This window comes from Peribacillus sp. RS7 (assembly GCF_041956845.1).
GTDB lineage: Bacteria > Bacillota > Bacilli > Bacillales > DSM-1321 > Peribacillus.
The window spans coordinates 1,512,903-1,525,592 of sequence record NZ_CP168135.1 but is presented as its reverse complement, the minus strand read 5'-3'; the positions used below and the strand labels follow the sequence as shown (position 1 = coordinate 1,525,592).

Here is a 12,690-nt window from a genome sequence, read left to right as displayed (position 1 = left end):
AAATTCGTTTGGCACCCTCTGGCATTTATCTTTTTCGTTTATGCAAACCGGTCACATAATACAGGACCACTAACAGTAAGATCCAGATCGGACCAACGATTAGAGCGATTCTTGTATCTGCTGAAAAGCCGAGTACAACCATTACGAATACTAAAAAGGCTAGAGTGAAATAAGAAGTGAATGGGAAAAGAGGCATTTTGTAACCTAAGCCTTGTTTTTCCGCCGGACTCATTTTTCGTCTAGACATAATCTGTGTGACAAGTATGGTTCCCCATGTCCAGAGTGCACCGAATGTGGCGACACTTGTCACGTAACTGAAAACTTTATCGGCTTCCATGTAGTTAAGGTAAACACCGAAAAGAAGCACGACAGCCGAAACGATAATGGCAACGCCAGGAACGCCTGACTTTGTTGTACGTTCGAAACTTTTTGGTGATTCACCTTGCTGCGCTAGGTTGAATAACATTCTTCCCGTACTGAAGATCCCGCTGTTACAAGATGATAGGGCCGCTGTCAATACGACAAACTGAATGATTCCTGCTGCGCCTGGTATACCGATTTTATCAAACATCATAACGAATGGGCTGTTTTCTCCATTCATTTGATCCCATGGAGTGATCGATAAAATGACTGTCAGAGCTAAAACGTAAAAAAGTAAGATCCGATAAAAGACGGTATCGATGGCTCTTTTTAGAGATTTTTCAGGATTTTTGACTTCACCTGCGGTTACACCGAGCATTTCAATTCCCAAATAGGCGAACATGACCATTTGGAAAGAGAGGATGACACCGGAAATCCCATTAGGGAAAAATCCGCCATGTTCAACAAGGTTGCCGAATCCAACCGCGATTCCGCCGTTCCCCAGTCCAAAGATGATCATCCCGAAGCCAAGAACGATCATTAGGATGATCGTAACGATTTTAACTAGTGCGAACCAAAACTCCAATTCACCGTAAGCTTTTACAGCAAGAAAGTTAATCGTTGTCATGATGGCAAGTGCGGCTAACGCCCAAGCCCATTGTGGAGTTCCCGGGAACCAGAATTGCATATAGATTCCGACTGCCGTAATTTCGGCCATACAGGTGGCAATCCAAACGAACCAGTAATTCCAACCGGTTATATATCCGGCAAGAGGGCCGACAAATTCGCTTGCATAGCGACTGAATGAGCCTGCGACAGGATTTTTTATCGCCATTTCCCCTAGTGCCCGCATGATAAGGTAGATCATAAGCCCGCCAATTGCATAAGAAATAATGATAGCTGGGCCGGCTAGTTTAATCGCAGATGCCGAGCCGAGAAATAAACCGACTCCAATGGCTGCGCCAAGAGACATTAATGCGATATGTCTTTCTTCCAAACCTCTATGCAGTTGAGATTCTTTGGAGTTTTGCATAATTTTCCCCTTTTCTTTGTTGGAGTGAAGTTTTCTCTATCTAGCATTTTATCACTAGTAGGGCTGAATACATATTATTTATTGATTTTTCACATAATATTACAACTAAATAATATATTTTAATAGGGAGATTGTAAAGCAAAAAATGAAAACGCTTACCACGAAGGGGATCTTACCTGTTTTCATTATATAATAATCTTATATAACTAAATGGAATGCTATTTAAACAAAATATAATTATGTGATTTTTCCAAAAATTTAGACTATTTATGATGAAAAGCTGTCCCAATGTAAAGGAACAGCTTTTTGTTTATCATTGCCAGATGGCGGAGGCCCATTCCGGATGATCTATGAAAGGGTTGCGATTATGTTGATATTCATTATAAATGACCTCATTTCGGTTACGCTCGAAGGCATCTACAGGGTCCTGTTCATTCCATTCCAGTAAGACAGCCAATTTACCATGATACGGGGCTGTACCATTGTTCACTTGATTATTTAGCTCTAAATTGACTTCCCCTGAATCGCCCTCGTAACGAACCGCCATATAAAACAGCATTCGGGCGACATCCCCTTTGACACTATCGCGAGGTTCCCAAGAATCCGAGTCATAGTAATTTCCTTTCGCTTCGGTGTGTTCAGAACCTCCATTATCGAAGTCCAGGTTGTTTCTTGTACTATTGACGGACGCATCAGTCGGCCGAAGGTGATGTAGATCGGTTCCAGGTCCTAAAGTGGTGCCAAAATCGCCATGGGATTTTGCCCAGACATGTTCACGGTTCCAATCATTGACACCAGATCCGTTTATTGTTTTTCCTTGAGAACGCCCTGTATAAAGAAGAATGACATTATTGGCGTTATTCGGGTCCTCATCGGTTTTCCGTAAAGCGTCCCAGACATTTGTATACGATATTTCCGTATGGTCATCGATGATTTCATGGAGGGAACTCTTTAAAGAAGCCCCTGATTTTCCGCTGGCTGATTCATAGTATGAGCCGACCCCGGGTGTCTCCGGTTCTGGTGAATCATTCCCTAAAACCATGGCAGAAACATCTTTTAAGCCTGGATGGGTGAAATATGCACTCAGTGCACCGGTTACGGTGACTTTTTTTCCTTTTAAGGAAGGATTCGATTTCAACCCAAAATCAGGTCGAAAGGAAGATGGGATCTGAACATATACCATATTGGCAATGTTTGTTTCCGCGGAACTTTCTGCTAAGGCTATGGCATAATCATTTGGATAGCTGTTCGTGACTACGGTGTTAGCAGAGGTGGGCTGTCCCACTACATAGCCACTGACCGTATTAATCGTGCTGTCTTGATTTGCAATGGCTTGGGAAACGGAGAAAGGAGATGACAAGCTGCCATCGCCAGCCGCGGCTAGTGAAGGGGTGCCGAAAAGAGCAGGAATAAAGAATGCCAGCACGAGTAAAATGGACAGGATAAGTCTTGGTTCATGTTTTGTGAACATGTCATTCCTCCATAAATCGATTCATACCCACTTCCAGAAAAGTCGGCATGTATATGTAAAGTTATGGATAAATGGTGCCTTCTCCTTCTGGATTGTCAAAAATGAGAGAATACAGCTAGTGAGGGTTAGCGAAATTTAGGGAAATAGCCCGGGAAATATCGAAGGCCGTTATGGAAATGACATGGATACGAAAAACCGTCAGCATCCTACTGACGGTTTTTTTTACTCTTTTTTATAAGAAGGCTTTGAATGAAACTCAATAGAAATGATCCGATTAAAGCTCCCCAAAAAGAATCTATTACAAAGCCACTCACTACATAGGAGGTGATTTGAAATGTGAAGGCATTGATAATGAAAGAAAACAACCCGAACGTCAGGATGGTGATCGGCAATGTGATAAGTTGCAGAATGGGTCTAACCAGCAAGTTCATGATTGATAATATAAAAACCGCCAGCAGGGCTGTACCGTAAGATTTGATCGTGATGGAGTCGAGAAGCCAGTCAATAACGAGCAATACCAGCCCGTTGATAAGAAAGCGCATTATTATGTTCATGAAAAACTCCTCCTGAAGTCACTTTACTACAAGTCATTATACTAAAATTTCATGAATTTCAGTTATATGTTTGCAGAATTGTCACAAAAAAGAGGGATGCGGATATGTACTCCCCCCGGAAAAGAAAAGGACCCTTTTAGGGTCTTATTCCATTAGTTGATGGCAATGATCTTTTCGAATTCACTTAACTCCAATGTGTTTTTCAACTTTGGATTGGTGTTTAAGGAAAGCAGGGCACTTTCGATGAGAAAGGTTCGCGGATCACTGTTTTGTAAAAATTCCTCTTGGATAAAGTGAATTAATTTTAAGTTTTTCACCCGTTCAGCTTCATCATCTTGACATAGCTTCAAGATCATCTTTTTTAGGTCGTTTGCAGAGTGCAGTAGTGCTGTATGAAAATCCTGCTGTGTATTGAAGCACTCCGGCAGCCATTGCTTGATTTGATCGGGTTCTAAAAGCTGTACGCCGGACTGGCTAACATCTTCGAAAATGGTTTTGATCCGGTCCACACAATAACGGATAACTTCAGTAGGGTTGAAATCGGGCTCTTTAGCCAAGGCATTAAAATGAATCGTTTGATGCATCATCCCCGAGTAAAGAATGGCACAGTCCAAAATATAGGGTTTTTTCTCAACGCCGAAAATATCCAGAAACCGTTTTGATAGCCAATGTATATGCTGGAATTTAGCATGGGTTATGAAGTTCTTAAGTTCGGTATCATTCGAAATCATTACTTCTTCATATAAGGAAAAGAGTTTATTACTTTTATTGGAGTGCATTTGCAATTCGGATTGTTTGATGAATATTTCAATATCTCCAAGGTTTTGCCCAATCAGCAATTCATTCCGCTCTTTTTCTAATCTTTCTAGGGTAGTCAGGAAGACTGCCTTAAGCAATTCGCTTTTAGAAGAAAAATAGTTATAAAATGTTCCTTTTGAAATGCCGCTATAATCCAAAATGTCCTGAATGGATGTTGCTTGATAACCCTTTTCGATAAATAATTGGTGTGCATATTTAACTACCTGTTGTTTCCGCTCATTCATTTATATCACCCTTACTCTTATTGGACGGTCATTTTAACGTAATAGTATCTTATTTTCTATACGAATACAAACCAGTATGTTTACAATTTCTCTAGCAAAATAAGGGTGATGTCCTCATATGGATACCTTGTTTCAGTCAAGTTTTTTATAGGAATTCATGGATTTTTGAAATCCAAAATGTACGCGAATGGATCAAGTCTGATGAAATCGGGAATCAACAAAATGCATCTTTCTACACTTTATGTAAATAAAGGCTAATGAAGTGAACAAAGTCACAGGAGAATCATTTGGATTGTTATAAAATAAATAGAAGGAACCAGGTGCAGCCGCATCGTATCAAGAAAGCATATATCTCTCATTCTCGTTTACTATCCCATTAGTAGGAGAAATGATAAAAACACTTATTACGAAGGAATATTGGGCATGAGGGTCGTATACCATTATTAGGAATATTAATTTGTTTATATGTCGTACAACAAACGTTTATAAAGTACAAGTAATCCATATTATGGGTATTTTTTGGGTTGAAGTATTAATGGTGACTTAATGAATTGATTATTATATTAAAATTATTATAAATAAGTATTGATTTTTTTCTGAGAAGCTTTATCATTATATACATAAATAATAATGAAAAGGTGGTTCAATAATGACGAACAAGAAAAACCTTACTACAAGCTGGGGAGCACCAGTTGGAGATAATCAAAACTCAATCACTGCCGGCGAACGCGGTCCTGTCCTCATTCAAGATGTACACTTGTTGGAAAAGCTAGCCCACTTCAACCGTGAACGTGTGCCTGAACGTGTAGTTCATGCGAAAGGTGCCGGTGCATTCGGTACTTTCGAAGTAACGAACGACCTTTCTCAGTATACGAAAGCTAAACTTTTCAATGGTGTGGGCAAGAAGACAGATCTTTTTATCCGTTTCTCTACAGTAGCCGGTGAATTGGGATCTGCCGATACAGTCCGTGACCCGCGTGGATTTGCCGTTAAATTCTACACGGAAGAAGGAAACTACGATATCGTCGGTAATAATACGCCTGTATTCTTTATTCGCGATGCGATTAAATTCCCCGATTTCATTCATACACAAAAAAGAGATCCTAGAACACATTTGAAAAACCCGACTGCAGTTTGGGATTTCTGGTCACATTCACCAGAATCCTTACATCAAGTAACGATCCTGATGTCCGACCGGGGCATTCCTGCTACACTCCGTCATACACATGGTTTCGGAAGCCACACATTTAAATGGGTGAATGATGAAGGAAAAGGCGTTTGGGTGAAATACCACTTCAAAACAGAACAGGGCATCAAAAACCTTGATGTGAATCTAGCTGCAAAACTAGCAGGTGAAAACCCTGATTACCATACGGAAGACCTTTTCAATGCCATTGAAAAAGGGGACTTCCCTGCATGGAAATTATATGTTCAGATCATGCCTTTGGAAGATGCGGATACATACCGTTTCGATCCATTTGATGTAACGAAGGTATGGTCTCAAAAAGATTATCCGCTAATCGAGCTTGGCCGTATGGAATTGAACCGAAATCCTGAAAACTATTTTGCAGAAGTGGAACAAGCCACGTTCTCACCGGGGACATTCGTGCCAGGAATTGAAGCTTCCCCAGATAAGATGCTTCAAGGACGTCTATTTGCATATGGAGATGCACACCGTTACCGTGTAGGCTCGAATCACAACCAGCTTCCGGTTAACCGTCCGAAAGTCGAAGCGAACAACTACCAGCGTGATGGCTTCATGCGGGCGGATGACAATGGAAAGGGATCTGTTTATTATGAGCCGAATAGCTTTGGCGGTCCTGCAGAATCAACGGAAAATAAAGTCACTCCTTTCGAGGTGACTGGAAAAGCTGCACAAGTGGGTCATAATAGTGATGATCACTACACTCAAGCAGGTGACTTATACCGTCTATTGAGTGCGGAAGAGAAAACTCGCCTTGTCGAAACGATTGTGGGCGCAATGAAACCTGTTGAATTGGAAGAAATCAAGCTTCGTCAAATCAGCCATTTTTACAAAGCCGATCCGGAATACGGAACGCGCATAGCTGAAGGTTTAGGCTTGGCGGTACCACAAGAAGCGTAAAATATGGAACTCCCAATCTATTTTTAAAGCAAAAAGGCATCCATTCATGAATGGGTGCCTTTTTTTATACCGGGATGTCCTGTTCATCAGGAAGGCGATGATATTCTGACCTTGACCCCAAGAAATAGTACGCCAAAAAGTGGCTGCTGCAAGTTGATGAATTAAAGCCAGCGTTTTATAAAGCGTGGAACAAGGTATCACTGACACCCAACAAGTTCGGTATGAATATATAGTTATAAATGTTCGTAAAGGAAGTAATGCTTTCAGATCAATAGGGGGCTGGGTACTTAGTTTATCGGTAAAGGGTGGAGTTAATGACAAAAAGAAACGGGTTTTAGTAGGCAGTCCAATTTACCAGAAACCACATATTTTTTCAAAAGCTTTTACTCTAACTTGAACGCTTGGATGTGGAGGGAATGGAGATTGGCCATTTTTTCATTGATGACAATGAAGATGAGCGATCAAGAAAATCCGGTTATATGACTTTTGGAATGAAACCCATTACAAGGAGGATGAACTCTGGTGCGCTCACCAGTACTATCGGCCGTTCCAGGTCAGGTATCGTGAGGGGTTTGAATGCAAGTGGAACGATAGGCCGCAACATAGCGGGAGATTTGGAGAAATGTTTTTGAATTGCCTCACAAGTTATCTGACATCCGCTTGAAGCATCTGGGCTGGGTCAAAGAAGAAGATCGGATGGCGAAATTCAAAAGATATCAGGGATTGGATCCTGATGGTACCTATGGGAGTACCAAGCATTATTTAAGCATTCCGAATGATGCCCCCAATTTGGTTCGATTTGAGGAGTGAGGATCATTAATCATGAAGTCCCTATCAAGATGGCACGGGTGCTTTGGCAATAATTAAATCGAATCAGCATACATTTGGTTAAGAGGAGGTGCAGTATGGACGTTTTTGTGAGGCAGAATGATTCCTTGTGGTATTATAGCCAATTATTCAAGGTGAATTACCAACTTATCATTGATTCCAATAGTGGGATTGATCCACTTGTGCTTATGATAGGACAGCAAATCAAAATTCCTGGCTTTACGACGACCGGCCATAAGATTAGGCAAGGGGATTCTTTATGGGCAATTGCCAAATCACGTAATCTTTCATTGGACGCCCTATTTTTGGTTAATCCTAATCTCAACCCGAATGCCCTGCAAGTTGGTCAAACGATTTCTGTGCCATTAAGGATTACATGGAGGCTAGTTCAAGGAAACCAGGAATATGATTATGAGATGATGGTGACTGATGTAAGACGTTTGAAAAATATCTATCCATTTATTAAAACATCCCCAATTGGGGACTCGGTGCTTGAAAGGGATATCCCCGAAGTGCTGATAGGAAATGGTAACAAACGAGTTCACTATAATGGTTCCTTTCATGCCAATGAGTGGATTACGACACCTGTGGTCATGACCTTTTTAAATGATTATTTACTCGCAATCACGAATCAGGCTGACATCCGCGGTCTATCCATGTTTCCTTTTTATCAACAGACGATGTTATCGGTCGTTCCGATGGTGAATCCGGACGGAGTGGAGTTGGTTCTGAAAGGCCCGCCTGCAGAAGAGTCATTGAAAGGTCAGCTCGTGGAATGGAATAATGGCAGCGAAGACTTCTCTGGCTGGAAAGCCAATATCAATGGAGTGGATCTGAATGATCAATTTCCCGCCAAATGGGAATTGGAACAAGCGCGCAATAATGTAACGGAGCCAGGTCCGGCAAACTATCCTGGGGAAGGCCCACTTACGCAGCCTGAAGCGATTGCAATGTCAGAGTTGACAAGAAAACGCGATTTTGGCAAAGTCCTTGCTTTCCATACCCAAGGAGAGGTCATTTTTTGGGGGTTCGAAGATTTGGAACCACCCGAGTCGGAAACGATAGTCAATGAGTTTGCGAGGGTCAGTGGATATGAGCCTGTCAAATCCGCCAATAGTTACGCAGGGTATAAGGATTGGTACATTCAGGATTGGCGAAGGCCAGGATTTACCGTAGAGCTGGGCAAAGGAACCAATCCCCTTCCTATATCACAGTTCGATGAGATTTATCAGAAATCGCTTGGGATTTTCTTAGCAGGGCTATATATGTGAATTTTGACCAAATGAAAAAGCTCAACTCCGTTTCCTGGGGTAGAGCTTTTTAGTCTTATAAACTATTAGACTTGAAACGATGAGGGCTGCTGCAAAGAATAAGTAAAGTTATGCTTTACTTATCGATTGCATGATTAACTCGCTTTAAGCCAAAAAGTAAGGACGTTCTCCAGTTTTCGTCTTAGTAATAATGCAGCCCCTACCAAAAGGAATTCTAATAGTTTTACGGTAAGGAAGTTTGTCTCCCTTAGCGCTAGTATTGGCCCCACCTACGCCAGATACTTTGACGGCCACGCATGCCATCCAACCTAATTTCATTATAATAGAAAGCGCTTACATTTACAAAAACATTCGTATTGCAAATTTCGACATTCGCATAAGTGTCCCTTACCAGTAGGAGGAGAATGGGCATATTACTGATAAGGGCCCTATAAGATTCAGGTTAATCTGTAATGAATTCCTGCAACTTTTGCGTTAGTCCACCATTGCCGAATTTAATGAACTTTGTTTTTCCGGCATCTTGTTCAGGGGTAGAAGCGAATTCCAAAAAGGCTAATAAGTTGATCCGGCGGTAAAGAATATGGACAATGCCATATTCATAGAACCAACGATCGATCGTGTTGTAAACCCCTCTATTCAGTCGGTATTGCTGCTGGCACCAGTGGAAAAATATTCTGTCCGGCAGATTTAGGTACTCCATATCTTCTAAGCCCCCATTTTGCTTCTCATTCATGATAGGGGAAATGGTCCGTAGCGATTCCTTTTGCATAGTGCAATCCTCCCTCATTGATAAAAACGAAAAAACCCCCTATTCTTGTTGAATAGAGAGCCTCCAGTGAACTAGTCAGCTTATATATGTTCCTTATATAAAAGTAGTATAAAATACATTAATCCTATTTGTCAAGTTGGTATTTAAAATTATTGAAATAGATATGTTTACTTTATATTTTCTGGGAAAATCGATTGAAAATACGAATAAATATTTATGTTTATTAGTTATAGTTCGTATATAATGATTTTAAAGGTATTGAGGAGGAGAGACTGAATGTATAAATCAAAAAAGATTTTATTATTGGGCTCGGGTGAATTGGGGAAAGAGGTCATACTTGAAGCACAGCGGCTTGGTGTGGAGACCATTGCTGTAGACCGCTATGAACATGCCCCTGCCATGCAAGTCGCTCATCGCAGTTATGTGATCGATATGCTGGATGCGGAACAACTAAGGAGAATTGTAGAAAAAGAACAACCCGATTTGATTGTGCCGGAAATCGAAGCCATTGCTACATCTGAATTAGTCAAGTTGGAAGAGGAAGGCTTTCACGTCATTCCGACGGCAAGAGCGGCTAAATTGACTATGGATCGTGAAGGAATCAGGAGGTTGGCTTCCGAAACCTTGGAGATTCCGACTGCAGCCTACAAATTCGCTGATACCTATGAAGAATTTGTCCAAGCTGCCAAAGAAGTCGGATTTCCCAATGTAGTAAAACCGCTGATGAGTTCTTCAGGGAAAGGGCAAAGTGTGTGCCGAACGGAAGGTGACCTGGAAGAGTGCTGGAAAATTGCCATGGAAGGCGGCCGGGTTCAAAATGGACGGGTGATCATTGAAGAATTCATCTCTTTTGATTCGGAAATTACGCTGCTTACTGTCCGAGCCGTAAACGGTACCATGTATTGTGCTCCCATAGGTCACATTCAGCAGGGCGGGGATTATATTGAATCCTGGCAGCCGCATAATATGACAGAAGCGCAAATAGCGGAAGCTAAAAGAATTGCCCATGCCATTACAGATGAACTTGGAGGGTACGGATTATTCGGGGTTGAGCTTTTCCTCTCAGGGGATAAAGTCTATTTCAGTGAAGTTTCCCCACGTCCTCATGATACGGGGCTAGTGACATTAGTGACTCAGAATCTGTCGGAGTTTGCCCTGCATGTTCGAGCGATACTTGGATATCCGATCCCAGAAATCACGCTGATCACCCCAGGTGCTAGCCGTCCATTAAAAGCGCAAGATGAGTTATCGGAATATTCTATAGTCGGTGTTGAACAAGCTTTGGCTTTACCGAATACACAAGTGCGTCTTTTCGGAAAACCGGTTACCAAGGTAGGGAGAAGGGTTGCTGTCGCCCTGTCATCTGCCGATTCAATCGAGTTGGCGAGAGTGAATGCGGCCCGTGCTTTGGAATGTTTAGTTGTAGAGAAATAATAGTGGAAAAAGCGCTCTTTGAATGGAGCGCTTTTTCATATAGCATGACCTCCATAACCAGGCCTCCGACAGAGTTATATAAGCGAAAATAAAGCATCCTGATTGGATGCTTTATTTTCTTTTCTCCATTAATTTTTTAGCACTTTCAAACTCCTAACAAATCACTCTGATTTGAAGACGTTGAATGAAAAGAATTTGGTTCAAGATCACTTACCCACGCTGGTGTTAACTAAATCTTTATCATTCCTCTAAAGCATGTAAAATGACCCCACTACTGATGATTTTCATGAATAACCCACAACTTCATAAAAGTGGCATGCAATTCCGAGTCAAGCTGCCTTTACTTTGTCTTAACAATTATCCTGCTGCATTTTTACATAGCCTTGACATTGAGTTCATTTTCTTCACCTATAATTTAATTAAAGAGAAAACATTAATGGGAGGTCATTCATTTGAATCGCACATGGAGTAAAAAGGTTTTACCCATCACACTCGTTTCTGCATTAGCATTTGGAAGTTTATCATGGTCCGCTACGGATCGTGTTTCGGCAAAGGGGAATTCAAAAAAAGAACCCGAAATCAAGAACGTGATTTTCCTGATCGGTGACGGCATGGGTGTTTCCTATACCTCCGCTTACCGGTATTTAAAAGATAACCCTGGTACCCAGGTGGCAGAACGGACAGAGTTTGATAAATACTTGGTGGGCCAGCAGATGACCTACCCTGAAGATGCTGCACAAAATATAACGGATTCAGCGTCGGCAGCAACGGCAATGTCTTCCGGAGTGAAGACTTATAACGCTGCCATTGCAGTGGATAATGATAAATCTGAAGTCAAAACCGTATTGGAAGCAGCAAAGGAAAAAGGAAAAGCGACGGGATTGGTTGCCACTTCAGAAATCACCCATGCTACACCTGCATCTTTTGGCGCCCATGATGAAAATCGGAAAAACATGAATTCAATCGCAGACGATTATTATAATGACTTAATCAAGGGCAAACATAAAATTGACGTCCTCTTGGGCGGTGGGGAATCCAATTTTGTCCGTCCGGATGTCAATTTGGCGAAAGCCTTCGAAAAAGACGGTTATAGTTATGTGACAGATAAAAATCAAATGCTTAAGGACAAAAATGAGCAGGTCCTTGGTTTATTCGCCTCTGAAGGACTCCCAAAAATGATTGACCGCCCAAGTGAAACGCCTTCTTTGGAAGACATGACAAGTTCGGCGATTAAGCGTTTGAATAAAAATAAAGATGGTTTCTTCCTTATGGTCGAAGGAAGCCAAGTCGATTGGGCAGGACATGATAATGATATCGTAGGTGCAATGAGTGAAATGGAAGACTTTGAAAAAGCATACAAAGCGGCCATAGAATTTGCGAAGAAAGACAAACATACCTTAGTGGTGGCTACTGCGGATCACTCTACAGGAGGATTCTCTATCGGAGCCAAAGGAATCTATAACTGGTACGGTGAACCGATCAAGGCAGCCAAACGCACCCCTGACTTCATGGCGGATGCCATCGTCAAAGGCGCCGATGTTGAAAAAACGTTAAAGCAATATATTGATCAAAATGAAGTGAAGCTAACTAACGATGAAATCAAAACGGTTTCTGATGCTGCCAAAACAAAAAATGTGACGAAAGTCGATAATGCCATTGAAGCCATATTCGATAATCGGACCAATACTGCATGGACTACCGGGGGACATACGGGTGAAGATGTACCGGTCTACGCATACGGGCCATATAAAGAGCGTTTTGCCGGGCAGGTCGATAACACGGATCATGCCAAAATCATCTTTGATCTATTAAAGAAGTAATAA

Annotated in this window: 11 protein-coding genes; 6 read left to right on the top strand and 5 right to left on the bottom strand. The window is 41.7% G+C overall.

All coding sequences use genetic code 11. The features are described 5' to 3' along the window. Window positions 1–25: 25 nt before the first annotated feature. The 4 genes from ACDZ29_RS07920 to ACDZ29_RS07905 all read right to left on the bottom strand — a co-directional run bounded on the left by ACDZ29_RS07920 (window position 26) and on the right by ACDZ29_RS07905 (window position 4,461). On the bottom strand, window positions 26–1,393 hold the full coding sequence (locus tag ACDZ29_RS07920) for an amino acid permease (RefSeq protein WP_289326788.1): 1,368 nt from the start codon (window positions 1,391–1,393) through the stop codon (window positions 26–28). Window positions 1,394–1,706: 313 nt separating this feature from the next. Next, window positions 1,707–2,864, bottom strand: coding sequence for an endonuclease (locus tag ACDZ29_RS07915; RefSeq protein ID WP_375090613.1), 1,158 nt, complete (start codon window positions 2,862–2,864; stop codon window positions 1,707–1,709). A 206-nt stretch (window positions 2,865–3,070) separates the two neighbouring features. Further along, a complete protein-coding gene (locus ACDZ29_RS07910) occupies window positions 3,071–3,418 on the bottom strand; it encodes a phage holin family protein (RefSeq protein WP_289314575.1) in 348 nt (115 codons plus the stop codon). 152 nt (window positions 3,419–3,570) lie between these two features. Continuing rightward, window positions 3,571–4,461 carry a TetR/AcrR family transcriptional regulator gene (locus tag ACDZ29_RS07905; protein WP_375090612.1) on the bottom strand — a complete coding sequence of 297 codons (891 nt, stop codon included), beginning with the start codon at window positions 4,459–4,461 and terminating at the stop codon, window positions 3,571–3,573. Between the two features lie 649 nt (window positions 4,462–5,110). On the opposite strand from ACDZ29_RS07905, the gene katA reads away from it, so the two are divergent. The 4 genes from katA to ACDZ29_RS07885 all read left to right on the top strand — a co-directional run bounded on the left by katA (window position 5,111) and on the right by ACDZ29_RS07885 (window position 8,664). After that, a complete protein-coding gene (gene katA, locus ACDZ29_RS07900; RefSeq protein ID WP_289326785.1) occupies window positions 5,111–6,565 on the top strand; it encodes a catalase KatA in 1,455 nt (484 codons plus the stop codon). A 416-nt stretch (window positions 6,566–6,981) separates the two neighbouring features. After that, complete coding sequence (locus tag ACDZ29_RS07895; protein ID WP_375090611.1) at window positions 6,982–7,197, top strand: hypothetical protein; 216 nt, start codon at window positions 6,982–6,984, stop codon at window positions 7,195–7,197. Window position 7,198: 1 nt separating this feature from the next. Continuing rightward, a complete protein-coding gene (locus ACDZ29_RS07890; protein ID WP_375090610.1) occupies window positions 7,199–7,375 on the top strand; it encodes a hypothetical protein in 177 nt (58 codons plus the stop codon). Between the two features lie 95 nt (window positions 7,376–7,470). Then, the gene (locus tag ACDZ29_RS07885) at window positions 7,471–8,664 is read left to right on the top strand and encodes a M14 family metallopeptidase (RefSeq protein WP_375090609.1); all 1,194 of its coding nucleotides are present in this window, start codon (window positions 7,471–7,473) and stop codon (window positions 8,662–8,664) included. Between the two features lie 442 nt (window positions 8,665–9,106). Here the strand turns inward: ACDZ29_RS07885 and ACDZ29_RS07880 are convergent, their stop codons facing one another. Next, entirely contained in the window at window positions 9,107–9,433 is a 327-nt protein-coding gene (locus ACDZ29_RS07880; RefSeq protein WP_289326781.1) for a hypothetical protein, read from the bottom strand. Between the two features lie 276 nt (window positions 9,434–9,709). Between ACDZ29_RS07880 and purT the strand changes: the two genes are divergently transcribed. After that, window positions 9,710–10,867, top strand: a complete 1,158-nt coding sequence (gene purT, locus ACDZ29_RS07875; RefSeq protein WP_375090608.1) for a phosphoribosylglycinamide formyltransferase 2 — start codon at window positions 9,710–9,712, stop codon at window positions 10,865–10,867. Window positions 10,868–11,319: 452 nt separating this feature from the next. Continuing rightward, window positions 11,320–12,687, top strand: coding sequence for an alkaline phosphatase (locus ACDZ29_RS07870; RefSeq protein WP_375090607.1), 1,368 nt, complete (start codon window positions 11,320–11,322; stop codon window positions 12,685–12,687). Window positions 12,688–12,690: the final 3 nt, after the last annotated feature.

What these genes read in the sequence shown, in the direction of transcription:
- ACDZ29_RS07920 (WP_289326788.1), bottom strand. Translation starts at nt 1,393, where the DNA reads ATGCAAAACTCCAAAGAATCTCAACTGCATAGAGGTTTGGAAGAAAGA.
- ACDZ29_RS07915 (WP_375090613.1), bottom strand. Translation starts at nt 2,864, where the DNA reads ATGTTCACAAAACATGAACCAAGACTTATCCTGTCCATTTTACTCGTG.
- ACDZ29_RS07910 (WP_289314575.1), bottom strand. Translation starts at nt 3,418, where the DNA reads ATGAACATAATAATGCGCTTTCTTATCAACGGGCTGGTATTGCTCGTT.
- ACDZ29_RS07905 (WP_375090612.1), bottom strand. Translation starts at nt 4,461, where the DNA reads ATGAATGAGCGGAAACAACAGGTAGTTAAATATGCACACCAATTATTT.
- katA (WP_289326785.1), top strand. Translation starts at nt 5,111, where the DNA reads ATGACGAACAAGAAAAACCTTACTACAAGCTGGGGAGCACCAGTTGGA.
- ACDZ29_RS07895 (WP_375090611.1), top strand. Translation starts at nt 6,982, where the DNA reads ATGGAGATTGGCCATTTTTTCATTGATGACAATGAAGATGAGCGATCA.
- ACDZ29_RS07885 (WP_375090609.1), top strand. Translation starts at nt 7,471, where the DNA reads ATGGACGTTTTTGTGAGGCAGAATGATTCCTTGTGGTATTATAGCCAA.
- ACDZ29_RS07880 (WP_289326781.1), bottom strand. Translation starts at nt 9,433, where the DNA reads ATGCAAAAGGAATCGCTACGGACCATTTCCCCTATCATGAATGAGAAG.
- purT (WP_375090608.1), top strand. Translation starts at nt 9,710, where the DNA reads ATGTATAAATCAAAAAAGATTTTATTATTGGGCTCGGGTGAATTGGGG.